A 24,313-nucleotide genomic window follows, 5' to 3' on the forward strand; every position below is an offset into this window, starting at 1 on the left:
ACCGGAGACCTTCTTGTCCCTGCAAGCCCCCGAGTTCTTCGCCGAGCTGTGCCTCCCCTTCCACGACCACACGGTCGTGGGCAACACCTACTTCGCCGCCCCCGTCCCCGACGCACCGCTGCGGCTGCGAATCGATTTCACCGGCACCATCCACGCGGACACCTACGGCGGGCTGCGTGTGGCGGTCGTCCACCCGGACCGCGGCGAGATCGACGCGGTGGCGCTCAGCTTCGTAGACCACGGGACCTTCCACCGCCGCGACGAAGCCACCAACACTCGACCGAACACCAAGCAGTACGGCACCTTCGACACGTACCACCGCCCCGGCCGACCCCCGTGGGACGGGGCCGTCACCACCGGGCTGCGCGACGCCATCGAGCAGTACACCACCGTCTGGTTTCCCGGCGCCTGGGCCGCGTCCGCGCCCAGACGCACGGCTAGCCGTACACCGCGCAGCACTCCCGTCCCGCCGACCACCCCCGCCAGGGCCCGCACCCGCTGATTCCGCGTACCGATCCTCGCGCAGCTCAGTTCCGCGCAGCCTTCCCGGCAGGAGCCTCCCCTCGTGTTGCCCGAACCGCTCACCGACCCCTTCAAGGACCTCGACCCTGCCCAGACCGTGAGGGTTCGCCCGGGTCACCTCGCCGGTCCCGGCCATATCGGTGGCGCACGCTGCCCAGGCCCTCCGGAGGGAGGAAGGTCTGCCTGATCTCCACCGAGCCCCTGCACCGGGCCGCCGTCAAAGAGGTCCCCTTCCACACCCGCCGTCACCTCTTCGTCGCCGCACCAGCTGCGGCCAAGCGGCCGCCCAGCTATCCGACGCCCGCTCTGCCGCCCCGACGCGACGCACGCCGTTGGCCGCACTCGCTGACCTTCCCCCTACTGACCAAGGAGTCCTCTTCTTCGTGCACGCACGTCTCGTCCGATCCGCCGCCGTCGCTGTCGCGGTGACCGCCACCCTCACCTGGGCGCCGGCCGCGAGCGCCCAGCCCTCCGAACCAACCCCCTCGGCCTCTGCCGTCCCCGCCGAGACACCAGCCCCGGACGCGGGCAGCGTCGAGATCACCGCGAAGGACACGGCCGGGGACGTCCTCCCCGGCGCCACGCTCCTGCTGCTCGACTCCACCGGCCAGGAAGCCGGACGCGGGAAGACCGACTCACTGGGGAAGCTGACCTTCCCCGGCCTTGCGCCGGGTGTCTACCGGCTCAAGGAGATGGCTTCTGGCAGCCCGCTCCACGAGGTCGTCGCCGACCAGGACGTCATCGTCACCCCGGGCGCGACCACACGGCTGTTGATCACCGACCCGTTCAAGGCCGCCAAGGTCCTCCTACATGCCAAGGACGACAAGTCCGGCAAGCTCCTGCCCGGCGCGACCGTGAACATCGGAACCGGCGACTCGACGCTGCTCACTCTGACCACCGGCTCCAAGGGCACCGCCTCTGGAGAGCTGCCGGTGTCGAGCCGGAAGACCCAGTTCTGGGTCAAGGAGATCAAGGCTCCCGCCGGCTACGACCTCTACGAGCCGTCCAAGACGTTCCGCGCGGGTCCCGGCGTCCCCGTGACCGTGACAGTCACCAACGCCCAGACCGCGACCACCCCGCCGCCCCCGCAGAAGCCGACCGACAGGGCCACCGACAAGCCCTCCCCGAGCAAGCCCGGCAAGGACGAGGACGTCTCGGTGCCATCCGCCTCGGGTACCCCGACCGCCGACAAGACCGCGGCGAGCACCGCGGCGCCCGCCCCTGCGGGCTCGCTCGCGCACACAGGCGCCGACGCCGCCCCGTGGCTGATCGGCAGTGCCGGAGTTCTGATCGCTGCTGGCGGAGGCGCCCTCATTGCGGCTCGCCGCCGACGCACGGACAACTCCACCGACGACGGCTCCAGCGAGAGCTGACCCTACTCACGGCATGACGCAGAGCCCCCGGAATCCCCCGATTCCGGAGGCTCTGTCGTGGATGCGTATCCGATGCGAGCGGAGGCGGTGTGCGATGCGGTCGATTCACCCGCCGCCCATGCGTGGCTCTTGCGTATCGCCGAACCGTGAAGACTCGTACGCGCGTTCACCGTCAGGGGTGGACTTACCACCTCTTTGGTGTCGGGCAATACCGAACACCAGCGCGGGCGTGCAGAGGTGCGGCAAGCTGCCGCGGGAAATCAGAGTTCTCGCACCAGAGGAGCCACCCATGGCCGAGTCGATCGTCGTCCCCGACCTATGGACGGGGCACTGCCAGTGTGGCGACCACGCGTACGAGGCGTCCGGTATTCCGAACGACCCGCACTTGTGCTCGTGCGAGCACTGCACGCGCCTGTCCGGTGCGCCGGCGATGGCGTGGGTCGGATTCCACAGGGACGCTCTGAAGTGGACGGGCCCGGTAGGTGAGCCGACGTACTTCTCCACCTGGCCGACGCTTCATCGAGGGTCCTGCCAGCGCTGCCGCACCCAGCTCACCTCCGTCGCGGACGGCTCGGACATGATCATGGTCGCGATCTTCAGTCTTTCCCGCAGCGCTGAACTGGCCCCGGTCGGACACAGCTACCGCGAGGAGGCGGCGCCTTGGATGGCCATCACGCTCGCGCCCGACCCGCAGCGCCGGACATGATGGTCTACGCTGAGCCCCGGTTACGAGATCGGCGCGTCCCCGCGGGCATTCACGGCGAATTCGGGCGGTCCTGTGCTCGGACCGCGCGGCGCAGCTCCACACTCCATTGCTCCAGCGGGTCGGCCCGCAGCGTGTCCCAGGTGATCGGAGTGAGGATCAGCTCGGCGACGGCTTCCCTAACCATCTCCACCAGAGACTCGCTGATTCTCTTCGCTCCCCGTCGGCCTCCCACGGCGTTCCCCCATCCTCGTGCCACGTGGCCCGCCCGGGACCCGATATGGAGGACCGGGACGGGGGAATGGGTGCGGGCCCGGGGTCCAACGTCGAGGAGATCCGTACGCTCAACGGGCCAACGGCGTCTTGTGGCGCTTGGTGACCTCATGCTTCGCCGTCCGAGCTGGCGGTGGGTGCGTTACAGCTCGCGAGTATGCGACGACCAAGGCCCGGCACGTCGTCCAAGGCAGGGTCCAGTGCCGTGACATCCTCCTGGAACGTGCTCAGCCGTCGCGGCGAGGTGCACACGTCCAGGAGAAGGCCAGTGAAGCCTTTCCAGGCCCGTTCCCCGGGACGGCGGCTGATGGCCTCAGCCCGCTTCAGGTATTCGTCCGTGCGCCGGTTTGATGTCCGAATTGCCTCAATGTGCAGTACGTCCGGATTGTCGATCCCTGCTTGCCGGGCCAAGGCCAGCGCAGGGGAGGCTTCTACGAGAAGGGCCAGCACGTCGCGGACCGTGCAGATCACCGGATACTCGACCCGCTCCATCCTCTGGACCCGGTCTTCGAGTGAGGGCCAGCGAGGTTGGCGGGAAAATGGTCTCTCGCTGACGCCCTCTGCCTTTCGGACGGCCTTACTCCATTGGGCGAACAACTGGTTGCCGTACTCGTCAGCGAGTTCCGGCAGTGACTTGCTGACTGCCTCCACGATGGCGTCGGCGCCGTAGTTCTCGAAGCCGAGCACTGTGGCCACGGCGAAGGTGGCGAGACCGTCGGCGTCGGCAAGATTATCGGGTGCCGTCGTGCCCGGTGGGTGCCTTCTTTGTGTCGCCTGCCGGTACAGCTTGGAGAAATAGCGGTGAGCCGACTCCAGGGCGGCGTCCATGGCCTTGTCGGGGCAGCTGCTTGCGGACCGGGCGGCCTTCTCGATGGCGGCAAGTGGATGAGAGTCGTCCCGGGCCATGTACCAGGCCAAAGCGCGTCGAACCGCACGTTCGGGCAGCGGTATCGACGTGGCCGCAAGGCCCTGATCGAACCGAGGGTGCGTGGTGAACACGTGGAGTACCGCCTGCTCCAGGGGTCTCTTCTTGATGGTGGCCAAAGCCAGGGCCTCAGCGACCACGAAAGTCTCCGGCAGGAGCTCCGAGGTGGACCCAGACCCACGCCCCAGGCCGTGCTGTTTCCTCCAGGGGAGCGCGCCGAACTCCCGCCATCGGCGGATCTTCGCCCAGCTCACTGATAGCCCATCCGCCGCAAGCCGCTCACGCAGTCGCCGTTCGGCGTCACTGGGCTCTTTCCACGCCACGGGGCCAGTCTAGTTAGAACCCCGCGATCCACAGAGGCCCTCACCGTGGGACGGGTTGGCCTACTGGGCATACGAGTGCCGCGCGTTGTGCGCACGGCAACCAGGCCAGATGGGAAGATCAAATGACAAGCCGATTCCGTAAGGGGCCTCGACACATGCTTCGGGTTGCCGGGTTCGCCATGATCCGAGGTGCTGCGTACGCCGTCGGCAGCGCTGCCGTGACTGGCGGGATCTGGTGGTTCCAGTCCCGGTAGTTCGTGCCGGCTCGCGCTCCCTGCGCAGTGAAGTGAGGCGCGAGGTGTGGCCAACTGTGGTGCTCAGACTGGCCAACCTGGACGCTCAGTCACATTTCCCGTGGTCGGGTAGCTGGGGATCAGCAATGGTCCCCAGCTACCCGACCAAATTTTTCGTGGCCTGGCACTCACCCCGGACGCCGCCCGGACCGGACTAAGCGCGTGCGGGAGGCAGGTCGTAGCGGCTGACGGCCAGGTACGTTTCCGGCGTGGCCGCTTCGAGGAGACCCTCGTCGTCCTCCAGGTCGAGCTTCGGCTCCTGGGGACGGCGCAGCAGGTCGCTCCAGTCGCTCGTCGCTCCCCGCTCGTAGGCGTCGCGGAGCAGGGGGCGCAGCCGTGGGCGGGCTTCCTCCTGCTGCTCGCGGAAGATCCGTCGCTGGGTGAGCCGTTGTACTTCCTGGGCTTCGTCGCTGAGCCCGTGGTCGAGGGCCGGCTGATCCTCGGCGCGCAGTCCCGGGGTGCGCTGGGCGATGGCCAGATCTTCTTCGTGGAGGCGTGCGCAGGCGGCGAACAGCTTTCTGGACATGCCGAGGTGGACCTCGGTTCCAGGGATGCGGCAGGTGAGGAAGTCGTCGAGCCCCCAGGAGCGGATCTGGGCGCGCAGGGTGTGCGACTCGATGTGGAGCGCCGCTCCGCGGGCGTCCGCCCGCATGGCGAGGGTGAGGTCGTCGCTTTCCAAGGGGGTGGTCAGTCCGGAACGCCGGTGGCGGGAAGCGCGGTCGGCCGGTACCGGTACCGTGCGCAACTGAGAGGCGGGAGCGGAGCGCAGCGCCAGGTAAGCGAGCATCTGTGCACGGGCGGCGCCGATGAGCGCTTCGTCGCTGTCCCCGAGGTGGTCTTCGAGGTTGCCGGGGCCGACCGCTGCGTCGTCAGCGCCGGATCCGGCAGGCAGAAGGGGCGGCTCGCCGGAGCGCAGGTCATGGTCGATCGTGAGGAAGAGGTCGTCTCCGGGCCGCACGGACGCCCCGACCAGGACGATGCGGTGCTTGTAGGAGCCGAGAATCTTGCTGCCGGCCTCCAGTTGCACCCACCCCTTGCGGAGCTCGCCGACGCCGACACTGCCGCCCTTGGCCTCGATCAGCCAGTACATCTCTTCCGCCTCGTGCCGTCCCCACAGGTCGGGCAGCGTCCTCTTCGGGTCCTTGAACGTGCCGCTCAGGGCGGGGATGGGGCCGCCCAGTTCGAGGTGGTGAGTCTGTCCGAGGCTGAGCAGGGAGCGGCACGCCCACTCAGTCATCGTCATGCCCAGCCGGTAGGCGGCGGCGTTCTTCGCAGTGCGCTCGGTGCCGTGCTCGTACACCGGGTTCAGGGTCAGGCGCTGGCCCTTTGCGCCCGGTACGGGGTGCCGGGGTGTGACGGGGTGGGTGCCAAGGTAGGCGTACAGCGGGGAGACCCGGGCGACGAGTTCCCCGTGCGCGTACCGGGGCTGGTTCTGCAGGTGCGGGGTGACGTCGCGGCCGACCTCGGTGGCGGCCTTGATGATCTCCCGCCACGTGGTGGTCGGGGCGTACCAGCCATCGGTTGCCGGGAACCCGTCCGACGCGCTCCACGCCTCATGCTTCGCCGTGCGCCACTGCCTCTTGGGCTTGTTCGCGGGTCCGTTACGGAACAGGACCGGTACGTCGAAGCTGTCGGCGTAGGTGAGCGGCGGCTCGTCGACGATGTGTGCGGGGATCATGAGGATCACTGTGGCACGGGTCTGGACCCTTCCGAATGCCGGGCAGCGGGCCGCCGATCTGCTTGACTCCCGTCGTCATGGCGCAGTCGCGGCCATGTCCGATGGCGACGGGTGTTGTTGGCCTGCCACCCGCCTCACCGCGATGCGCCGCTCACGGTCGGTCGGGCCAGAAGGTCGACGAAGGCAGCCGGACGGAGGGCAGCTGTACCGCCCGGATCGGTCCGAGGGCGGCTGCTGCAGCGCGAAGGGCTTCGTCGTAGGAGCCGAAACCAAGGACCTCAGCAGAACAGGCAGAACAGTCACCGGGGCGGCGGGCATGACCGGCGCTGCGATCCGCGGAGCCTCGGACGTGCGTGAAGGCGTCGTCGGGAAAGTCGGCCCGAACGGCATGCCAGATCCCGACGCGTTCGTTGTCGGGCAGCCCGGCCGCCACCGCCGGCCGCATCGGCGGCAGCAGGCGTTCGTGGTCCTGGACGAGGAACACCCGGTCGGTGAAGTCGACGCTGTCCCCCTCGGGGCGCTCCTGCTCCAGCCACGCCCGGGCCTGCTCCCGGGTGCCCGGCCCCCACAGGTAATCCGTCGGGAACCGTGTGGTCTCGTAGCGGGTGTCGTACTCCGCCCAGTGAGCGTCATCCCAGCGGCTGCCCGGGACGAAGGGGATGGCCCGCACCACGACGTGCTGGTACTCGTCGTCCTCCTGATCTTCTACGGGGTCGGGGACGGTGAGAGCATCGGCGGGCTCCATCCGCGTCCGCCCGGACCCGTTCCAGCTCAGCACGGCGATCTCCCGGCGCAGAGGGGCCGGGTACAGGCGCCCATTGGGAGTGGCCTGCCCCCACAGCTGGTTGATCAGCTCCGCCAGATCCCGCACCGTTCGGGCCGCCCCGACGGGGGTGTCGACATGGTGGCCGGAGGGATGGGCGACGTAGTTACGCAGCTTGGCAAGCGCGTCCTCGACCGCGCGGCTGCGCCGCCCGCGAAGCAGACCCGCCGCACGCGCCCACAGACGGAGCCCGTGCAGCATCCCGTTGAAGTCGATGGCGTGGGTGGCTACGACCAGCTTCGCGTGTTGTCGCGCCATCCTGTCCGCGCACTTCTTGACGTCGTCGTACGACGAGACGGTGTAGCAGACGTCCGGGGCCTGGGTGGGGCGGAAGGTGATGGTGCCGGCGCACCACTCCATGAAGCGGTCGCGCAACGCCTGTTCGTAGATGAGGAGCGCCTGGTCGCCGACCATGGTGTACACGTCGTAGCACAGCACGCCGTAGGCGAAGACGGTGCGCAGCCGCTCGAAGGAGTCGCGTGTTCCAGCCGCGACACTCTTCGCCAGGTCGCAGTCGGCGATCTGCCGCTGCTGGAACTCCGCAGCGTCCTCGGGCTTCATACGGCCGCCGAGCCCATAGGGGTTGTACGCCAGCGACAGATCGTCCGCGGCGCGCAAATCCTCAAGGGGCCGGATCTCCACGTACTTCTCCTCACGATGGGAAACGGGCCAGCATGCACCCATAGGCCCCCAGTCGGCCACCCGTTTCCCGTGGGGTGACTTCGTGAGTTCGACGCGAAGTGACTTGGAATAGCAGTTCGCCGGGGGCAGACAGGAAAGATCGCGGAAAGGCTGGCCAACGCGGGCGAGAGCATGTCAACGTAGACGACCTTGCAAGAAACACCAGGTCAGAGAGGTGATTGCCTGTGGCCGTAGCGCCAGTGGCCCCCGGTTTCTCCACCACCGTCGAAGCCCTGCGGCTGCGCGAGTGGCAGCTCGGCCCCGGCCAGCCCACGCTCGTCATGGACCAGTTCTCCGCAGAGGACTTCCATCTGATTGTGGACGACCGCGCTGACGTGCACGTCAGCTCGAAGGACGGCCGTTTCTACCTTGGCTGGTTCCCGCTCGGTCGCCCCGGCACCGACGGCGAGGGATGGAGGATCGCCGTCACCGGCACGGCCCAGGTGCCCGGCTACCACCTGTCGTTCGACACCGAGACGCCGGCCGACATCGTCGCCGCCGCCGTGGCGTGCGTGCTGGAGACCTCGCGTCGCGTATGACCGTGTAGAGCCCACTGGTAGCCCTCACTCGGAAGACTGGCTTACTGCTGGCCTCCGGCCCGTTCCGTTGCTCCCCGTTTCCCCTCACCCCAGGAGGCTGTTCGTGACGTCCCCGGAGATGACCGTCGGTGATCTCATCGACCTGCTGTCCGCCTGCGACCGGAGTGCTCCGGTCCGCCAGGCCATGAACCCCTTCTTTCCGATGGCACACCGCCTGGCGCAGGTCGTGCAGTCCGTGGACGAGACCGGCCGGACCGTCGTCTACCTCGCCGAAGGGCGGGACAAGGACGCACAACTCGGCCATCTGCCGTCCGAGGTCGCCGTCGACCTGACGTGGCAGGGCCCCGTCCAGGCACCCCCGCGCCGCCCCCGCCGCCGTGCCGGCGGCAACTAGACCCGCACTGAGCCCTTGGAGGCGCCCCTGTACCCCGACTTCCCGCTCGACTCGTCCACTCCGCGCGGCGGCCAGCCCGCGTTCTGGGTCGGGCCCCGGCATCTGGCCGGCGACGATGGGCGCCTCTACGACGCCGTCGCCGACACGCTCTCCGGCCTGGGCTGGACGAGCCTGACGATCGTCCGCGGACGGTACGAGCCGGACGAAGCAGCGGAGGACCGCCAGGTCCTGCGCAGCACCGTCCTGCACATCAGCCCCGACGCCCTCCGCTGGGCGCAGTGGAGTCTGCCGGACGAGCCGTTCCACCTGGGCGACCTACCGATCGCCTGGCAGATCTCGGCCCGCACGGACACGAGCAGCCCGATCGCGTCGTGGTCGGCCTACTTCACCCCCGACGTCCCCGGCGAGGCCGTGGCCGACTTCCTTGTCGCGCTCGACGCCCGCGACCAACCCGCCGCGCCGCTCGCCGGCCCCGAGCTGGTCCTCGACGCCGTCGCAGCACACGGCTGGCTCCGCGACATTGACCAGCCGCAGGCGGCGGCAACGGACCCGACGTTCACCTCGCACGTCAGCCTTGGCGAGGTGCCGCCCCTCATCCAGGACGCCGACCCGCGCGCCCTGACCATCGAGGCCGACGAGGCGGGACCGGCCGGATGGCAGGCATGGGCCGAGCCCGCGCTCGGCGCCCCCTGCCTGTGGGCGGCCTCCTTCGGGGCCAGCGTCCCGCACGACCTCGTGGCTGCCTTCGCCGCATCCTTCAGCTCGACCGCACCGGTCCTGCGCCGAGTGCTGCCCGAGGCAACCCAGGAGCGCCTCCTGCGCGCGCCGGCCATCTAACGTCCCGCTCAACTCCCAACGCACGCAGCCCGGCTCCTCCCCAGGTGGAGGGCGCCGGGTTCCTTGCTTCCCGGGCTGTCCGAGCCTGGGGCCTGGCCAAGCTGCCCGCGCCGCTCAGCGGGTCGGCCAGTAACGCGCTGCTGCCCCCGACCCATGGTGGTCGGGGGCAGGAGCTGGGTGGTGGAGGGGCTAGCTCGTTGTCGTGGCCTTGGCGAGCGCCTTGTCGAGGTGGCGGTCGACGAGGGCCGGGGAGCCGGAGACGATCAGCAGCAGACTGCCGTCGCGGATCGCGGTCTGCTTGACCACGGTGTTCTTTCCTCCGGTGGAGAACGTCAGGAGCTGGCTCCACTGCTCGTCACCGAGGTTGCGGGGCGCGGGCAGCTTCTGCGAGGCCATGTCGACCGGGGTGCCGCCCGCGACGACCTGGTACGTGGGGCATCCCGTCATGGCGTCGAAGATCCGGCCGATGCCGTCAGACAGCTTGTCCGCACTGTCGCTGTACAGCTCCTCGGCGACCTCGGAGCTGCTGCCGTCGTAGGTGAAGGCGGCCTTCGCCTTGTGCGGGAAGGTGAGAGTGCCGCCGGTCGCCGCGTCACCGCCCAGCTCGCTCAGGGCGGGGCAGCCGATGACCGTGACGTCGTCGTGCTGAGTGGGGCGCTCCTGCTTGCGCAGGTAGCTGCTGCCGAGGTCGCTCTGGTCGAGCAGACGCGTCTGCAGCGTGGCCGACTTGAGCGGGGCAGCCTGCTGCGCGGCGTCTGCCGGTTTCCCGGTGCGGGTGGAGGTGTCGGTGCCGGCGGTGTCGGTGGAGCAGGCGGGCACGGCGAGGAGGGCGGCGGTGATGCCGAGGGCGGTGCTGGCGACGCGAACGCGCATGACGGAACTGACCCCTTGGTGCTAGGCGACGGGTGGTCAGTGCGGGCCCGCGGGCCCGGTGGGGTCGTAGGAGTGGAGGTCAGTGTCCGAGGTGGCGCAGGCAGTCCTCGAACGTGGCGTGCGTCGCGTCCGCCGGCCCGGAGTTCCGGTTGAACCAGGCGGTGTTGAGGCGGGTCTCCTGCTGCTGGTGGCCGACCCGGCAGCGCAGCCAGATCTGGTCGCGCGTGGAAAGGATGAGCCAGCCTCGGTATGCGCCACACTCGGAGCAGGCGACCATCTCACCGTCGAGGACGAGCGGCTGCTTCCACGGCATCATCTTGCCGTCGAGCTGGTCGTGGCTTGGTACCCGCAGCTCCGGCGGAAGGAAGTCGTCCACCACGGCGGTCGGCTCGGTGCGCTCCGGCTCGGCCGGCGGTAGCCCGAACCCGGGCGGGACCTGGTTCTGCAGCCGCGCATGCAGCTCGGCGAACTGTCGCTGCGCCTCGCTCGGCTCCTTGGCCCGGCGGCGTATCCGGTGAAACACCCTGGCGTCCTCCTTTGCCTCGTCCTACTCGCTTCATGATCGTGCCCTACGCCCCTGGCGGTTTCAATTCACAAAGATCACAGTCAGTTTTGGGCCGGTCGCAAGGTGATTCATCGCTTCCCGGGGCCGGGGCCCGCTCTGTGCGAGGTGCTTCCAGCGAGCGAGGACCGTCTACCGTGGCATGCCATGACTGTCCTCATCGTCGGCGGCAGCGGGTTCCTGGGCACCGAGTTGGTCCGCCAGGCATCTGCCGCCGGGCATCTCACCGCCGCGACCTTTGCGACCAGGCCGGTCAGCAGTCCGGAGGCCACTTGGTACGACCTGGACCTGCGGGACGGCGATCGCGTCGAGGAGGTCGTCTCCTCGCTCGCCCCCTGCATGGTCATCAACGCGAGTAGCGGCAGCGCCGATTGGGCAGCCACAGCCGAAGGTTCCGTGCGCCTGGCGATGACCGCGGCGAAGCACAACTGCCGTCTCGTTCACGTAAGCAGTGACGCCGTGTTTTCCGGCACGCGCGCCCACTACGACGAATCCTGCCTCCCCGATCCCGTAACCCCGTACGGCGCAGCGAAGGCCGCGGCGGAGACCGGCATCCGGCTGCTGGCCCCGGACGCCGCCATTGCCCGTACCTCACTGATCATCGGCGGCATCCAGTCCGAGCACGTACGCCTTGTGCACGACCTCGCGACCGATTCCCGAGCGGGATCCCTGTTCACTGACGACATCCGCTGCCCCGTTCATGTCGGTGACCTGGCCGCCGCCCTGCTGGAGCTGGCCTCCACCGACGCGCGCGGCATCCACCACCTTGCAGGTCCCGACGCCGTGAGTCGTCACGCCCTTGGTGTTCTCATCGCCCACCGCGACGGGCTCGACGCTTCCCGTCTACCGAAGGGCCTCCGGGCAGCCACCGCGCTTCCCGGCGCACTCGACGTCCGGCTCGACAGCCGCGCAACCCAGGCCAAGCTGCGTACCAGATTGCGCGGCGTCCGTGAGTTCCTCTGACATACAAGCGCCGTCGCACCTGCGCGAGGCTCATCGTGTATTGCCCGGCGCCTCTTCACCGAAGCGGCGGCCAGAGGCGGTGGTGCGAGCCGATGCCGGGCGCACGGTCGTCGGGCTCTTTTTCGTGTTGTTCTCCGGTATCCCGGTAGCGTCGGCTGGCAGATCGGCCAGGCGACGAAGTCGCCACACCAGGACGTCGCTGACCGAGTCCGCGGTGTCGAGTTCGCGGCGCTCAACTGCTTGGGACAGGAGGTCCGCTGGGTCGTGGCCGGCGGCCTCGGCGTCGGTGATGGTGGCGGCCAGGGCGTACCAAGCGGGTTCGGCAAGGATCCGCTCAGCCAGCCCCGGCAGCGCCTCGCGCAGCAGTACCGTCTGCCGCTGAAACACCGGCCGGCTCAGACGCCGGCCTCGCTGGTAGAGCACGCCGAGGGGCTGGGCGGCGGCATCCTCGTAGGCGGAGCGCAGGTGCTCGGCGGCCTGACGCGCAGCAGCGACCTGCTGTGCGTGGCCCTTCTTTGCGTGCCAGTGCGCGGCGGCGATGATGAGGAAGAACAGCATGTCGATGGCCATCGCGGTGCTCGCACCATCCTCGCCTCGGCCGAGCGCAGGACCGCCGTGGACGAGGTCGCGGGCGGCCTGCCGTAGAGCGCGGTCGTGCCCACGCTCGGCACGTACGTGGGATCGGGAGGCCCGCTCGAACGCGAAGGCAGCATCCCGCAGTTCGCGGCGGGTGTGTGCAGCGGACGTCTTCGCGAGGGCATCCAAGACCTCGCCAGCCGAAGAGATGTAGGCGGCGGCGACCGCGTCGTCACCGTGCTCGATGACCGTGATCGCGGACCAGGCGGCCGACGCTGCCCGCCGACGTGCGGCAGACGGGTTGGTCGGAGCGGCGCGGCCGGGAGCACCCGTCGATGATGTCTGGTCGGCGGACCAGCGCTCGCGGATCCGCGGCAGGGACAGGTCCGGGGCCAGGCGCACTCCGGGATAGAACACGGGCTCGCCGTCCTTGTTGCGGTCGTCCGGCAGAGCCACCTTGTATCCGAGCAGGTCGCCAGAGGGAGCCTCGCGCTTACGGATCAGGAGGCCGGCGGCGGCGAGGCGGTCGAAGAACTCCGTCTCGTTTCGGGCGCCGGTCACGGCTCCGCGTACGGTCTCACGCAGCTCTTCCCGCGCGGTGCGCTCGCGGCCCTGGCGCTGGGCCTTGTGGCGCTCGGCGCTGGTGGGGCGCTTCGCTGCGGTGCCATCACCCTTGTTGAGGCGACGCAGACCCAGCTCCGCTTCGAGGGCTCGGGCCTGAGCCTGCACCCGGTTGGCGTCGTTGGCGAGGTCGGGTTTGTACCCGTCTTCGCGGACGAGGGTGGCGACGATGTGGATGTGGTCGTCGGCATGCCGGACGGCCACCCACCGGCAGCCCGCTCCCGCCTCGGGGTCGTCGATGCCGGCGGCAGCGACCATGCGGCGTGCCACGTCGCCCCATTCCTCGCCCGTGAGGATCCGGTCCTCGCCGGCGTTGCGGACGGAGAGGTGCCACACATGCCTCTTGGGCCGTTGTGACTGGTCGATGTTGTCGACGGGCTGGTCCAGGAGCTGCTGGAGCTGCTTGAGGGTTGCGGTGGCGTCGCGGCCGGGGTCGGGAGCGTTGTGGTCCCAGGAAGCGACGAGGTGGGGGTCAGTGTGCTCCTCGTACTTGCCTGGTCCGTAGAGGTAGTACAGGAGGCCAATGGTGCGCTGTCCGCGCTTCTGGATCCGGGGAACCATGGTGCTGTCCTTGACGATTGATCAACTGGGATGGGGCGTGGGAAGGGGGCGTTCCACGTGCGCTGGGCGGGAAGTGCTCACGGATGAGCTGGGTATCGCCGCTGTCCGCGCTGCTGGGAGTTCTGCTGGGTGCTGGTGCGACGGCGCTGGGGGACCGGCGGCGTTGGCGTTGGGAGTCGGTCACGCGCCTGCTGGAGCTGCGTACGGAGCTGTACGCCGAGTACCTGGTCGCGATGGAGGACACGGGAAGAGACCTCCTGCGCGTGTTGCGGACCACGGCGGGTGAGGAACGCGAGACGGCGGCCGAGGTGGCGTTCGCCGACTTCAACCTCGGCGGCACTCGGCAGCGGATCCACGTTCTGGCTCCACTCGACGTCGTCCGGGCAGCCGACGAGATCTTCCGTGCTCTGCGACGTGCTCGTGACTACGTCGCAGCTGCGGATCCGCAGGACACCCCAGGGCTCCTCGCTATGAAGGATGAGGTCGGAAGCCTGCGCGACCGGTTCCAGGATGCTGTCCGGCGTGACGTACGCGGGCTGCTGTCTGGCAGCGCCTCGTGGTCTGCCTGAGCCGCCCGGTCAATCCTGTTCGAGCATCCTGTCGGTGACCGCTTGCACACGAGCGACTGCTCGCTGGACGGCCGAAACGACGGCGTCGAGTTCGGCGGGTTGTCCCCCGCTGTTGATGGTGCGGGCGACCTGGTTCAGGTTGTTGCCGACCTGTCCGAGATGACGGCGTGCGGCGAACAGCTCGGCTATGAGATCTCGGTGGCCTGCGATGGCCGCTGCTGTGTTCTCGGAGTCGTCGGCGGCGGCGAGGCCGGCGCGCACGAGGAAGGCGGGCAGGCTCTTGCGTGAGGTACGTGCTGCGGTGGTCAGACGATTCCACTCGTCGTCGTTGAGACGGACGTTGCAGATGCGTGCGCGCTTGTTCTTCTGGGGGGAGCGCTTACGTGTCGTGGTTGGTGGAGCTGCGTTCACGCGGCTTCGCTGCTGCTTCCCCACCTCTGGCTGCGATCCGCCCTCGGTCGCTGCCTGACGGTCCAGCGCCCCCCGGTGCTGGACCACTCCCGCCACCCCTGGGGCGGGAGATGGCCAAGCTGCCTTCCCCGACGGGGAAGAGTAGCTTGGCCGATAACTTGCTCGCCCCGAGACCGAGTTGGAGTCGGGATCAGGTTCCGGGGTGGTGCCGTTCTTGCGTGCGTTCGTCATCGGGATTCGGGCCTCGTCGAGCGGGTGCGCTGCTGGATGGTTGCGGCCAGCGCGAGGACATCGGCTGGGCTGGCAAGGACGCCGACCGGCCCTTCGGGGTGGTCCTGGACGAGCCACTGCCCGGTCGGCGTGGGGACGACGGCGTGTAGGAGTTGCCGGCGGACCAAGACGTCCGCCCAGGCATCGGCCTCGGCGGTGGTGGGCTCGGAAGAACGAGGGGGACGCGGAATCACTGCGTACCTCCTAAGCGGGGCGGTGGCCCGGCGTGGAGTCGGCCACCTTTACGGGTACGGGCTTGACCTGGAGTTTTGCCGGTTCAGCCGCACTCGGGGCAGCGCCCGACGTGGCTGTTGAGCGCGCGGGCCATTCGCTGTTTCGCCGAGGCAGCGTGCTTCGCACTGGACTTCGCCGCCGGCCTGCCCGCGTGCCGCTCGGAGTGAGCGAGCATGAATCCGATCTCTCGCTCGTACTCCGCGCGCACGGTGTCGAACTGGTGGCAGGTCTTCATCGGGCGGTGCTCCTCGTCGTCGTGATGTCCTCGTTCCGCAGCTCCTGGAGGACGAGGCCGAGTCGGTCGTTCCCGACACCTGTCAGGCCCTGGCGGCGGATGATTTCGCGCAGCTGCACCCGGGTGATCGCTCCGTTGCCGTCCCGTTCGAGCAGGGCGGGAACATGGGGGCGTACCTCCTGGACAAGCTGGCGCTCGGACTCGCCCAGCTCGCGTGCCGGGCGCTCCGTCTGCGGAGAGCGGGACCGGGCACGGTTGTCCTTGTTCTTCGTCCGGGACTTCCTGGCCGGCTTCCGACGGAGTGGGACCTTGGGTCCTCGGTCCTGGGTGGTCTCGGTCCCGGACTCGGTGGCGGTCGGTCCTCGGTCTTGGGTGGTCTCGGTCCCGGACTCGGTGGCGGTCGGTCCTCGGTCCGCGGTGCTCTCGGTCCCCGACTTTGCCATGCCCGGTCCCCGATGAGGCTTTGTGCCCTGAGCTGCTACTTCTCGCGTGTTGCGGTCGGTCCTCGTGGCCGCTGCGTCCCGCGCTGCGGCTTCTGGATCGGCGGGTTCGGTCCCCGGGACCGCACCCTCTTCAGGGGGCTTGGTCCCCGCGGTCGTTCCCGTTTCGTCGCCCTTGGTCCCCGCGCCGACCTTGGCTTCAGGGTCCGCCTCCTCGGGGACCGGTCCCCGAGGAGTCCTCGGTCCTCGGTCCGGGACCGGCTCGTCGAAACCGTCGGGACCGGGGACGGGGACCGGCACATTCGATGTCGGTTGTGCGGGGACCGTGGCCGCTGATGCGCTGCTGTGCGCCGGGGACCAGGGAGAAGGGAGCGGGACCGTGGCGAGCGCGAGCGCGTGTCGCCGGGCGGCGAGCTGGTCGAGCAGCTGTGCTCGCTGGAGGGGGTCGGTGCCGACCGAAGCCCTGCCGACCGCCTTCGACAGGCGTCGGGTCAGCCGCCGGCCTCGACGGTTCCGCTGCTGCTCGGGTGTGCGCTCGGCGAGGCGGGCGGCGAGGGTGACCGCACGGGCGGTGGCCCGGTCCCGGGTGATCTGTGCGGCGTCGCGGTCTCGCGCAGCGATGCCGAGGCGAGACAGGAGACGCTCGCGTGCCTCCCGGCCCAGGATGGCGATCAGTCCTTTTGAGGCGGCACCGGGTGTGCGCAGGCGCAGTTCGATGCCCATGGCCAGGTGCCACAGCATCGCCGCCATGACTGGTCCGACGAAGGCGCGGACCGTGCCGCCGATGGGGCCGCTCTCTGCGTAGGCGGGGATCACCTGCACCGTGGTGATCACCCAGACCAGCGTGCCCGGCAGGCCGGGGGCGCCCTGGACGGCGAGGTTCTGCCGCGCCATCAGCGCGGTGGCGAACAGGGCGAGTTCGGCGGCGGCGAACATGCTGGCGCGCTCGGCGGCGCCGGCCATGTCGAGGTAGTCGGCTGCGAACCGCCACGAGGTGTCGGCGCTGTAGGCGGTGCAGCCGAGGGCGGCGACAGCGGCGACCTTGACCGCCGGGCCGCCGAGACGCTTCTGCGAGCGAGATCCCCGGCGCCGGATGGTCCAGGCAGTCAGCACGAGCGCGAGGGTGGCGGGCACGACGGCGGCGAGGAGGAGAGGGAGGTCCGAAGTAGCACCGAAGGCGAGGACGGGGTGGGTCATGCTGCCTTTCCGAGAGGGGCGTGCGTCGGGGGCGACGCTGCCGGGCGGCCTGCCGGCTGCTGCGTGCCGGGAGCTGCGGACGCGGGGGTGCCCTTGGTCTTGGAGGTCTTCTTCCGCTTCTTCTTGGGGCGGGGCACGCCGTAGTTACGGTCGCGGTCGAGGACCTTGTTGGCGGCTTGCCGGAGCAGGTCTCGGGCGTGCTTGTGGCTGATCTGCAGGGCGGCGGCGAGCCGGTCGGGCTGCCAGCCCCGGACGTAGGCGTGGTCGATGACGACCTGCCGCTCGGCCTCGGTCAGGTGCACGTCGCGTCCCTGGAAGAAGGCGGTCACGCGCCGGTAGTCCAGGCGCTGGTGCAGTCCGTCGTGCAGCGGGCGCCGCTCGGCTTCGGTGAGGCCGCCCCAGACGCCCTCTTTGAGGACGTTCTCCAGGGCGAAGTCCAGGCACTCGCGGCGTACGGGGCACCAGCCGCACAGCTCCTTCGCCTCTGCGATCTCCTCGTGGTCCCGGGGCCCGGGGAAGAACACGGCGTCGGCGTCTTCGACGTCCATGCCGTGGCACGCTGCGCGGGCGTGCCAGCTGGTGTCTGCGATGCCGCGCAGGCCGGTGGCCGGCGCGTCGTGGGCGGTGATGTGGCGCAAGGCGGGTCTCCGATGTGCTGCCGCGGCGGCCGGCTAGGGCGGTGCTCGGCGGGTGCGGCGTCGGGTGCCGGCTGCGACGCGGGGCGTGCGTCGCAGCCGGTGCGGGACGTGTCGGGTGGCGGTGCAGCGGACGGGGTGCACGCGCCGGGTGCGCCGGTCAGGCCAGGGAGGGCTGCTGGGCCTGCTCGGTGTGCTGGGCGGTGGCGAGGTTGAGGCGGCCGGGGTGCGGGGTGGCGCGCGGGGCGGTTCCGCGGGCTCCGCCGTCGGGGCCGATCCTTCGGCGGCGGCATGGTTCGCCGACCGGGGCCAGGCACCATTCGCATCGCACGCTCAGGGCATCGGGCAGTCCCTGCGCGACAGCGGCCTCACGGGCTGCGCGGGCGGGTCGGTAGGGCGCGAGGGCTGCTCGGGCGGCGGGCGGTATGCAGGAGCCGATCTCCCGCAGCCGCGCCTCCAGCTTCGGGTCGACTCCGTCGCGACCGCTGGTGATTGCTCGGGCCTGCGCGGGCTGGGCGGTGCCGGCGGCGACGGCGCGGCGGGTGTCGGCCAGCTCTGCGGTCCAGGCGGCCTGGTCGTCCGGGTCGACGGACGGCGTGGGATCGGAGTGCCTCGCCAGGCGGTCGCGCCGGTAGCTCTCCCAGGGGCGGGCCACGTCCGCGGGCAGGATCTGGTACGGCGAGGTGCGGATGTGCTGGCGGGCGGCGACGCGGACGTCCCAGCCGTGCGGGGTGGCCAGTGGCACGTCGCCGAGCAGCTCGTGCCACTGGGCGAGCTGGTCGCGCGCCTCGCCTTGGTCGGTGCGGATGGTGCGGGGGTCGAGTCGGCCGATGTAGGCCAGCAGGGCTGCGATTTCGCGGCGGTCCACGGTCAGCCCTCCGTTCCGGTCGGCTCGTCGAGGGCGGCAAGCAGGGCGGCGGTGTGGGCCTCCGTCCGCGTCATGCCCCCCGGTACGGCGGTGTTCTTGCCGGGCACGGCGTAGAGGTTCGGTCGGCTGGGAGCGTGCTCCCGGGCGACCCAGGAGCGCCAGTCGGCAGCCCAGGCTTCCGCCGCCCTCGGAGCATGGCCCGCCCGGTGTGCACGCCACTTCGCGTCGGCGGCCCGCAGGCCCTGCTCGCCGAGGCGATCGAGGTGTCCCTGCTGGCGGGCCCAGGTGTGGGTGGCGGAGTCGACCTGCCACTCGGCAGCCGGGAGGACGGCAGCACCACTACTGCTGTACCTCCGGTTCAAATCAGGTTCACTACGGTTCTGTGTGCCGGTAGCCGGTACATCGCTGTGCCGGTGGCCGGTACGTCGCTGTGCCGGTTTCCGCCTCGACCTGCCGGTTTCCGGTACTGCCGGATTCCGGACCCTCGCGGGGGATTCCGGCACCTCACGCAGGCGGATTCCGTACCGCCGCAGAGCCGAGAGCCGAAGCTTCGCGGGGCCCGCGGGCTCGTCTGCTGCTGTGTCGCTGTCTTCCTGCTCCTGCTGATCGCGCTGGGCCAGGGCGACCACTTCGGCGGCGAGAGGCATGCGGTAGACCGTGCTGCGCTGCGGGCCTACAAGGTCATCGAGCTGTTCCAGCTCGCCGGCCAGGAGCAGGCGCTCGACGGCTTCGCGCACCGTGGAGACCGAGGCGCGGGTGCGCTTGGCCAGGCTGGACAGCGAGGCCCAGGAGACGCACTGCTCGTCGGCCACCCGGTCGGCGATCGAAAGCAGGACCAGGCGTGCGGCCCCTCGGCTGGAGCTGTGCTCCCACACCCACTCGCGGGCTTCGCTGCTCATCGGCCGCTCCAGACGAGCGGGCGGGTCCGGCTGCTCGCCGGGGCCAGGGTGGTGCGGTCCGGCTCGGGGCACTGAGGCGCCGAGGCGGTGGTGGCTGCCGCGCAGGCCAGGCGGAAGGGCCTTTTGCGCAGGGCAGGAGGCATGCGATACTCCCCTTTGCAGTGTTGCCACGCTGACGCGCCCCTCGGAAGGACTCAGCGTGGTGATGGTGGGCAATCTCCGCCCTTGCCGGGGCGGGTATGCCGCTTAGCGTTCGGCGTCCGTGAGTTACCGCTCTCGGGCGCCGTCGCTGTTTGCGGACCTTCGCGGTCCGGTCCGTGCTCGCGGTCTCCTCACGTTCGTCGCCGCAGGCGGGCTGCCCGGGGACGACGAACATACGCACGGACCGGTGTCAAGATCCAGACTTGGTTCTTAAACTCTGTACTGGTTGCAGAGAGTCGCCGAACGGTCGTGTGCCGCAGCCGTCCGCACAGGGCCTGGCGGGGTCCGTCCTCGCGTCGAAGCGCACCGTTGCCGTACGCCGAGAGCGTTCCATTGTGTCCGAATTGGAGCGGGAGTCTGGTACTCCCCGCAGCGGAAATGCGATGTGGATGAGGTGTTTCCACGGTCGCCTCCGCGCTTTCCGATCGAAGATCAAATACGGCCTGCCAGACGTGACTTATGTCGCTGGCGAATGTGGCTTGCGCCACGTCGCCCGGCGTACTTCTGTCGGCAGAAACGGACAGGTCGACCTGAAACAGGCGGTACGCGCCACACGGAAACGTGCTGGTGGGGAAGAACTTTCCATACGTGTGATCGGCGCGTCAAACTGGTGTTTATGGCGGGGTAGGGTGGCTGAAGTTGCGAGGAAGCCCGCCCTGGAAAGGATCATGGAAGAGTGACCGAAGGTCAGGTGAGCCCCAGGGGGCTCATGGATCGCCTAAACCGCCTGTTCGACACTGTGCACCCGCCCGATCGCGGCCCTTACAGCAACGCTGAAGTGGCCGAACTGATGGAGAAGCGAGGGCTGGGCAAGCTGTCGGGGCAGTACCTTTGGCTCTTGCGGACCGGGCGGCGCGATAACCCGACGAAGCGTCATCTCGAAGCGCTCGCAGGGTTCTTCGGTGTGGATCCCGCCTATTGGTTCGACGATGCTGTCGCCGAAAAGACCGTGCAGGAACTTGAGTTGCTCGCGCTGCTTCGCGACGCGAAGATCAAGAACGTTCTTCTTCGCCTGTCCGACGTCTCTGCAGATGGAAAGGATGCCGTCCTGGGGATCGTTGAGAGCGTACGAAAATCCGAGGGGTTGCCGCCCTCAACTGGCGCGTAAACGGCCGCAGTTCAGTAAATGATCAAGGAAAGCAATGTGGTCTGCACGTAGGCTGCGCCGGCCTGACCTCTTGGCCGAGCTGAAGCTCCCGCACGTCACCAATATCCGCGACCTCAGCGACGAGGTCTCTCGCCGCACGGGACGGACGGTGGTCCTAGAGCCCCGGGAGCAGGCGCCCTCGGTGTGCGGGGCATGTGCCGTTACAGAGAGTGCCGTCCACGTTTTCTACGACCCGTGGACCAGCGTCCTGCACCAGGACCACATCATCGCCCACGAGTTCAGCCACCTACTGCTCGGCCACCACGAGAACCGACCGGTCTCCGCGCTGGCTCCGGCCTTCATCACCAGCGTGGACCCGGCCACCGTGCAGATGATGTTGGGGCGCACCAAGTACGACGAGGACGAGGAGCGAGACACCGAACTCCTGGCATCGCTGCTCCAGCGCCGGATCATCGACCGGTGGTTGCGCAGCGACGAGTCCTCCGGGGACGAAGTGCAGGATCGGGTCACGCACACGCTGCTGCGCCGACGGGAGGCCCGGCCGTGAAGGACCTGCTCCACCCGATCAGCCTCGTCGTCGCGACGCTCGGCTTCCTCTGCCTCCTGCGGGACGTGCCCACGCGGCGCCGCGACCCCGCCTCCGCCGCGCTGGCCGCTGTCTTCCTGCTGTCAGGGCTCTCGTTCCTGTTCTCCATCACGCCGATGTGGAACTACCTCGACCGCGTGCTCGGCACCGTCAACATCTCCGTGCCCCTCGCGCAGGGCTGCGTGGTCGCGCTCCTGGCCTGCCAACAGGTGGTCCTCACCTACTGGGGATCCCCGCCCGAGGTAGCCCGCCGGCGCAGTCGCCGCTGGTTCTGGGCCGGCTTCGCGGTGATCGCCGGGCTGCTGGTGCTGTTCGCCCTGCTGACGCCCAACGCGCCGCACCCGATCGACTTCACGCTCTACTACGCGCACGACGACTGGTACGCCGCGTACCTCACCCTGTACGTCACGGCCTACACCATCGGCGAAGTCTTCCTCGCCCGCGCCTGCTGGCGCCTGGCCCGCCGCAGCACTCGCGGGTCCGTCCGTGTCGGCCTGCTCATCGTCGCCCTCGGCGCGACCGTCACCCTCGGATACAGCGCCGTCCGCATCGGCAACGTGGTCGCCGGCGCCTTCGACACCTCCCTCGCGGAATGGGAGGGCTTTGCCTGGACCTGCGGCGATGTCGGCGCCATGCTCACGCTGATCGGCTGGCTCGTGCCCACCATCAGCGACCAGGCCCAGAGCGTCCGGTACCGGATCAAGCAGTACCGCAGCTACTACGGCCTGCGCTGCCTATGGCTGGCCTTCTACAGGGAGGCACCCGAGATCGAGCTGCCGATCGACAGGGTCGACCCGGCCCAGCGGCGCCGCTTCCGTCGCATCTCGATTCGGCTCTACCGCCGAGCCGTCGAGATCCGGGACGGCCGGTTCGTGATCCGCCAGTACCTCGACGCCGCCGTCCGCGAGGCCAGCGAAGCCCACCACCGGGCCCGAGGACTCCACGGCCAGGAGCTGTCCGCCGCTGTCACGGCCGACCAAATCCTCGCCGGAATCGCCGCCCGGGCCGAAGGCACCCGGCCGGCGCCCGACCAGCTCACCGAATTCGCCGACTCCGAACGCCAGACCAGCGGGCCCATGGACGACATCGACGCTCTCCTCGATGTCGCGCGCCACCTGCCCCGCCAGCCCGCACGAGCCCCCCACCTTGAGCGAGTCTTCGCATGACGAACGACCTCACCCACCAGCCCGCCCACGTCCAGCTCCAGGCACTGGACCGCGGCGAGATCTCAAGCCGCGAACTGCTGGACCTGCACCTCGCCCAGATAGACGCCAGCCAGATCAACGCCGTCGTCACCCGCGACGATGGCGCGGCCCGAGCCGCCGCGCACGCGGCCGACGAACGCCGCGCTCGCAACGAGAGCACTGGCATCCTTGACGGCCTTCCCCTCACGATCAAGGACAGCTTCGAGACGGCCGGCCTGCGCACCACCAGCGGCGCCGAAGACCTCGCCGACCACGTCCCCACACGCGACGCCGACGCGGTCGCCCGGCTCCGCCACCAAGGTGCCGTCATCATGGGCAAGACCAACACCCCGGCGTACTGCCAGGACCTGCACACCGACAACGTCCTGTTCGGCCCCACGCTCAACCCGCACGACCCCAAGCACACCACCGGCGGCTCCTCCGGAGGCCCCGCCGCAGCAGTCGCCGCCCACCTGACCCCCGCCGACCTCGGCAGCGACCTCGCCGGCTCCCTGCGGCTCCCCGCCCACTACTGCGGCGTCTACGGCCTGCGCCCCACCCACGGACTCATCCCAGCCCGCGGCCACATCCCCCGCCCGCCGGGATGGATCACCAGCAGCGACATGGTCACCCCCGGCCCCCTGGCCCGCCACCCCAGCGACCTCGACCTGCTCCTCGCCGCACTGACGACACCGTCACCCGACGAGAACAACCCCTGGAGCGTCACGCTGCCCACTGCGCAGCGCCCGATCGGCCAGCTCCGCGTGGCGGTGTGGGCCGACGACGCGAGCTGCCCCGTCGACCGCAACATCGCCGATGCTGTCGCCGCCCTCGAAGGGACACTCGCCTCCGCCGGCGCCAGTGTCCACCGCACTGCGGGGTCGGTCCGCTTCGCCGAATCCCTCCGCCTCTTCGAGCAGCTCCTCCACGCCACCACGACGGCCGCCACCGACGATGCCGCCGGCGCGGCCGAACTCGCCGCCGCCCGTGACCTGCACACGGACGACGCGAGCCCACGGGCCGCCATCCTCCGCCACCGCACGCAGACACACCGCGCCTGGCTCCGCGCCAACGAGGAGCGCCACCGGCTCCAGCAGACGTGGCACCGGTTCTTCACCGACGGTCAGTACGACGTCCTCATTACGCCCGCCGCTCCCACCGCGGCGATCCCAGCCGGGAGCCGTTCTCTCACGGTCGACGGCGTCGAACGGAGCTACTTCGACCAGACCGGCTGGGCCAACCTCACCAGCCACATCGGCCTGCCCAGCCTGGTCATGCCTATTGCGCACGGCGCCGACGGCCTCCCGATCGGTGTGCAGCTCGTAGGACCGGCCTATTCGGACCGGACCCTGCTCGTGATGGCCGAGCACCTCGCGCTCCTGCTCGGAGGGACGGCCGAGGGCGTCATCGCACCACGGAGCGGATGACCTCTACGTCACCGTTGTAAGTGACTGCGTCTTCATCGGCGGTAGGCGGTTCGAACCGAGCGAAGAAGTCGTCCAAGGCTTCGGGAGTGACGGTCAAGGCATTGGCGTCTCGACGCTGGTTGCGTGCCGCCAGGCGCCGCAGGAGGACCTCCTTGGACGCTGGCAGGTAGACGAGCAGCGGGCGTCCTCCCACGGCCCGGACGGTCTTCTTCCACTCGTCGCGATCGGAACGACGCCAGAGGCCGTGGTCGAGGACGATGGACCGGCCGGCGCGCAGCAGCTCCATAAGCTGCGCCCGTACGGTCTCGACCGCGGGTGCCTCGCGCTCGAAATATTCGTGCCCGGGGTAGTCGACGCCGTACCGGCCGTGGAGGCGGTGAACCTCCTCGTCAACGCTGAGACGGACAATGCCCCTCGCGGAGAGGGCCTGTGCAAGGTGCGTCTTGCCGGAGCCGGTGATCCCGATGAGCAGGACGGCAGTCGACTCGCTCACGATGTCGTGCTCCCTCGTGCTGCTCGTACCGGTGGG

Annotated in this window: 27 protein-coding genes; 12 read left to right on the forward strand and 15 right to left on the reverse strand. The window is 69.6% G+C overall.

What is annotated here, in order from left to right; translation table 11 throughout:
* Positions 1-13 precede the first annotated feature (13 nt).
* From ACFZDE_RS13820 to ACFZDE_RS13830, 3 genes are all read left to right on the forward strand, one after another.
* Positions 14-502, forward strand: a complete 489-nt coding sequence (locus ACFZDE_RS13820; RefSeq protein ID WP_185015086.1) for a hypothetical protein — start codon at positions 14-16, stop codon at positions 500-502.
* A gap of 403 nt (positions 503-905) precedes the next feature.
* A complete protein-coding gene (locus ACFZDE_RS13825) occupies positions 906-1,895 on the forward strand; it encodes a SpaA isopeptide-forming pilin-related protein (RefSeq protein ID WP_391199985.1) in 990 nt (329 codons plus the stop codon).
* Between the two features lie 289 nt (positions 1,896-2,184).
* Positions 2,185-2,601 carry a GFA family protein gene (locus tag ACFZDE_RS13830; protein WP_020270147.1) on the forward strand — a complete coding sequence of 139 codons (417 nt, stop codon included), beginning with the start codon at positions 2,185-2,187 and terminating at the stop codon, positions 2,599-2,601.
* A gap of 49 nt (positions 2,602-2,650) precedes the next feature.
* Here ACFZDE_RS13830 and ACFZDE_RS13835 read toward each other — a convergent pair whose 3' ends face one another.
* The 4 genes from ACFZDE_RS13835 to ACFZDE_RS13850 form a co-directional block, all read right to left on the reverse strand.
* Positions 2,651-2,791 carry a hypothetical protein gene (locus ACFZDE_RS13835; RefSeq protein ID WP_020270146.1) on the reverse strand — a complete coding sequence of 47 codons (141 nt, stop codon included), beginning with the start codon at positions 2,789-2,791 and terminating at the stop codon, positions 2,651-2,653.
* A 188-nt stretch (positions 2,792-2,979) separates the two neighbouring features.
* Positions 2,980-4,119, reverse strand: a complete 1,140-nt coding sequence (locus tag ACFZDE_RS13840) for a hypothetical protein (RefSeq protein ID WP_175435652.1) — start codon at positions 4,117-4,119, stop codon at positions 2,980-2,982.
* A gap of 447 nt (positions 4,120-4,566) precedes the next feature.
* Positions 4,567-6,090 (reverse strand): gamma-glutamyltransferase, encoded by a 1,524-nt coding sequence (locus tag ACFZDE_RS13845; protein WP_391199986.1) that lies wholly within the window; start codon positions 6,088-6,090, stop codon positions 4,567-4,569.
* A 151-nt stretch (positions 6,091-6,241) separates the two neighbouring features.
* Positions 6,242-7,555 carry a hypothetical protein gene (locus tag ACFZDE_RS13850; RefSeq protein ID WP_391199987.1) on the reverse strand — a complete coding sequence of 438 codons (1,314 nt, stop codon included), beginning with the start codon at positions 7,553-7,555 and terminating at the stop codon, positions 6,242-6,244.
* Positions 7,556-7,779: 224 nt separating this feature from the next.
* On the opposite strand from ACFZDE_RS13850, the gene ACFZDE_RS13855 reads away from it, so the two are divergent.
* The 3 genes from ACFZDE_RS13855 (at position 7,780) to ACFZDE_RS13865 (ending at position 9,364) form a co-directional block, all read left to right on the forward strand.
* Entirely contained in the window at positions 7,780-8,133 is a 354-nt protein-coding gene (locus ACFZDE_RS13855; RefSeq protein ID WP_037673256.1) for a DUF317 domain-containing protein, read from the forward strand.
* Positions 8,134-8,236: 103 nt separating this feature from the next.
* Positions 8,237-8,527 carry a hypothetical protein gene (locus ACFZDE_RS13860; RefSeq protein ID WP_391199988.1) on the forward strand — a complete coding sequence of 97 codons (291 nt, stop codon included), beginning with the start codon at positions 8,237-8,239 and terminating at the stop codon, positions 8,525-8,527.
* A gap of 15 nt (positions 8,528-8,542) precedes the next feature.
* Positions 8,543-9,364, forward strand: a complete 822-nt coding sequence (locus ACFZDE_RS13865; protein ID WP_391199989.1) for a DUF317 domain-containing protein — start codon at positions 8,543-8,545, stop codon at positions 9,362-9,364.
* A 189-nt stretch (positions 9,365-9,553) separates the two neighbouring features.
* Here ACFZDE_RS13865 and ACFZDE_RS13870 read toward each other — a convergent pair whose 3' ends face one another.
* Both ACFZDE_RS13870 and ACFZDE_RS13875 read right to left on the reverse strand, forming a co-directional pair.
* Positions 9,554-10,237 carry a hypothetical protein gene (locus tag ACFZDE_RS13870; RefSeq protein WP_391199990.1) on the reverse strand — a complete coding sequence of 228 codons (684 nt, stop codon included), beginning with the start codon at positions 10,235-10,237 and terminating at the stop codon, positions 9,554-9,556.
* Positions 10,238-10,316: 79 nt separating this feature from the next.
* The gene (locus ACFZDE_RS13875; RefSeq protein WP_391199991.1) at positions 10,317-10,760 is read right to left on the reverse strand and encodes a hypothetical protein; all 444 of its coding nucleotides are present in this window, start codon (positions 10,758-10,760) and stop codon (positions 10,317-10,319) included.
* A gap of 186 nt (positions 10,761-10,946) precedes the next feature.
* Between ACFZDE_RS13875 and ACFZDE_RS13880 the strand changes: the two genes are divergently transcribed.
* Positions 10,947-11,762: a sugar nucleotide-binding protein gene (locus tag ACFZDE_RS13880; protein ID WP_020276721.1), complete on the forward strand. Its 816-nt coding sequence runs from the start codon at positions 10,947-10,949 to the stop codon at positions 11,760-11,762.
* A gap of 30 nt (positions 11,763-11,792) precedes the next feature.
* On the opposite strand, the gene ACFZDE_RS13885 is transcribed toward ACFZDE_RS13880, so the two are convergent.
* Positions 11,793-13,520, reverse strand: a complete 1,728-nt coding sequence (locus ACFZDE_RS13885; protein WP_020276722.1) for a relaxase/mobilization nuclease domain-containing protein — start codon at positions 13,518-13,520, stop codon at positions 11,793-11,795.
* A gap of 83 nt (positions 13,521-13,603) precedes the next feature.
* Here ACFZDE_RS13885 and ACFZDE_RS13890 point away from each other — a divergent pair, with 83 nt between their 5' ends.
* Positions 13,604-14,089 (forward strand): hypothetical protein, encoded by a 486-nt coding sequence (locus ACFZDE_RS13890; protein ID WP_391199992.1) that lies wholly within the window; start codon positions 13,604-13,606, stop codon positions 14,087-14,089.
* A gap of 9 nt (positions 14,090-14,098) precedes the next feature.
* Here ACFZDE_RS13890 and ACFZDE_RS13895 read toward each other — a convergent pair whose 3' ends face one another.
* From ACFZDE_RS13895 to ACFZDE_RS13925, 7 genes are all read right to left on the reverse strand, one after another.
* Positions 14,099-14,587, reverse strand: a complete 489-nt coding sequence (locus ACFZDE_RS13895; RefSeq protein ID WP_391199993.1) for a plasmid mobilization protein — start codon at positions 14,585-14,587, stop codon at positions 14,099-14,101.
* 460 nt (positions 14,588-15,047) lie between these two features.
* A complete protein-coding gene (locus ACFZDE_RS13900; protein ID WP_020276726.1) occupies positions 15,048-15,239 on the reverse strand; it encodes a hypothetical protein in 192 nt (63 codons plus the stop codon).
* On the reverse strand, positions 15,236-16,876 hold the full coding sequence (locus ACFZDE_RS13905; protein WP_391199994.1) for a hypothetical protein: 1,641 nt from the start codon (positions 16,874-16,876) through the stop codon (positions 15,236-15,238). Before ACFZDE_RS13905 ends, ACFZDE_RS13900 begins: the two co-directional genes overlap by 4 nt.
* Entirely contained in the window at positions 16,873-17,514 is a 642-nt protein-coding gene (locus ACFZDE_RS13910) for a WhiB family transcriptional regulator (RefSeq protein WP_391199995.1), read from the reverse strand. The genes ACFZDE_RS13905 and ACFZDE_RS13910 overlap by 4 nt, the downstream gene beginning before the upstream one ends.
* A 157-nt stretch (positions 17,515-17,671) precedes the next feature.
* A complete protein-coding gene (locus ACFZDE_RS13915) occupies positions 17,672-18,379 on the reverse strand; it encodes a hypothetical protein (protein WP_391199996.1) in 708 nt (235 codons plus the stop codon).
* Between the two features lie 2 nt (positions 18,380-18,381).
* Positions 18,382-19,278: a helix-turn-helix domain-containing protein gene (locus ACFZDE_RS13920; RefSeq protein ID WP_391199997.1), complete on the reverse strand. Its 897-nt coding sequence runs from the start codon at positions 19,276-19,278 to the stop codon at positions 18,382-18,384.
* Positions 19,275-19,421: a hypothetical protein gene (locus tag ACFZDE_RS13925; RefSeq protein WP_189722332.1), complete on the reverse strand. Its 147-nt coding sequence runs from the start codon at positions 19,419-19,421 to the stop codon at positions 19,275-19,277. The genes ACFZDE_RS13920 and ACFZDE_RS13925 overlap by 4 nt, the downstream gene beginning before the upstream one ends.
* Before the next feature lie 734 nt (positions 19,422-20,155).
* Here ACFZDE_RS13925 and ACFZDE_RS13930 point away from each other — a divergent pair.
* The 4 genes from ACFZDE_RS13930 (at position 20,156) to ACFZDE_RS13945 (ending at position 23,784) form a co-directional block, all read left to right on the forward strand.
* Complete coding sequence (locus ACFZDE_RS13930) at positions 20,156-20,587, forward strand: helix-turn-helix domain-containing protein (RefSeq protein WP_355720378.1); 432 nt, start codon at positions 20,156-20,158, stop codon at positions 20,585-20,587.
* A gap of 70 nt (positions 20,588-20,657) precedes the next feature.
* Complete coding sequence (locus ACFZDE_RS13935; protein WP_242435748.1) at positions 20,658-21,134, forward strand: hypothetical protein; 477 nt, start codon at positions 20,658-20,660, stop codon at positions 21,132-21,134.
* The gene (locus ACFZDE_RS13940) at positions 21,131-22,339 is read left to right on the forward strand and encodes an MAB_1171c family putative transporter (RefSeq protein ID WP_391199998.1); all 1,209 of its coding nucleotides are present in this window, start codon (positions 21,131-21,133) and stop codon (positions 22,337-22,339) included. The genes ACFZDE_RS13935 and ACFZDE_RS13940 overlap by 4 nt, the downstream gene beginning before the upstream one ends.
* On the forward strand, positions 22,336-23,784 hold the full coding sequence (locus ACFZDE_RS13945) for an amidase family protein (protein WP_391199999.1): 1,449 nt from the start codon (positions 22,336-22,338) through the stop codon (positions 23,782-23,784). The genes ACFZDE_RS13940 and ACFZDE_RS13945 overlap by 4 nt, the downstream gene beginning before the upstream one ends.
* On the opposite strand, the gene ACFZDE_RS13950 is transcribed toward ACFZDE_RS13945, so the two are convergent.
* A complete protein-coding gene (locus ACFZDE_RS13950) occupies positions 23,762-24,277 on the reverse strand; it encodes an AAA family ATPase (RefSeq protein WP_391200000.1) in 516 nt (171 codons plus the stop codon). The genes ACFZDE_RS13945 and ACFZDE_RS13950 overlap by 23 nt on opposite strands.
* Between the last annotated feature and the right edge of the window lie 36 nt (positions 24,278-24,313).

The sequence above is a fragment of the Streptomyces sp. NPDC007929 genome (assembly GCF_042959065.1).
Taxonomy (GTDB): domain Bacteria; phylum Actinomycetota; class Actinomycetes; order Streptomycetales; family Streptomycetaceae; genus Streptomyces.

What these genes read in the sequence shown, in the direction of transcription:
- ACFZDE_RS13830 (WP_020270147.1), top strand. Translation starts at nt 2,185, where the DNA reads ATGGCCGAGTCGATCGTCGTCCCCGACCTATGGACGGGGCACTGCCAG.
- ACFZDE_RS13845 (WP_391199986.1), bottom strand. Translation starts at nt 6,090, where the DNA reads ATGATCCCCGCACACATCGTCGACGAGCCGCCGCTCACCTACGCCGAC.
- ACFZDE_RS13870 (WP_391199990.1), bottom strand. Translation starts at nt 10,237, where the DNA reads ATGCGCGTTCGCGTCGCCAGCACCGCCCTCGGCATCACCGCCGCCCTC.
- ACFZDE_RS13880 (WP_020276721.1), top strand. Translation starts at nt 10,947, where the DNA reads ATGACTGTCCTCATCGTCGGCGGCAGCGGGTTCCTGGGCACCGAGTTG.
- ACFZDE_RS13885 (WP_020276722.1), bottom strand. Translation starts at nt 13,520, where the DNA reads ATGGTTCCCCGGATCCAGAAGCGCGGACAGCGCACCATTGGCCTCCTG.
- ACFZDE_RS13890 (WP_391199992.1), top strand. Translation starts at nt 13,604, where the DNA reads ATGAGCTGGGTATCGCCGCTGTCCGCGCTGCTGGGAGTTCTGCTGGGT.
- ACFZDE_RS13900 (WP_020276726.1), bottom strand. Translation starts at nt 15,239, where the DNA reads ATGAAGACCTGCCACCAGTTCGACACCGTGCGCGCGGAGTACGAGCGA.
- ACFZDE_RS13905 (WP_391199994.1), bottom strand. Translation starts at nt 16,876, where the DNA reads ATGACCCACCCCGTCCTCGCCTTCGGTGCTACTTCGGACCTCCCTCTC.
- ACFZDE_RS13920 (WP_391199997.1), bottom strand. Translation starts at nt 19,278, where the DNA reads ATGAGCAGCGAAGCCCGCGAGTGGGTGTGGGAGCACAGCTCCAGCCGA.
- ACFZDE_RS13925 (WP_189722332.1), bottom strand. Translation starts at nt 19,421, where the DNA reads ATGCCTCCTGCCCTGCGCAAAAGGCCCTTCCGCCTGGCCTGCGCGGCA.
- ACFZDE_RS13945 (WP_391199999.1), top strand. Translation starts at nt 22,336, where the DNA reads ATGACGAACGACCTCACCCACCAGCCCGCCCACGTCCAGCTCCAGGCA.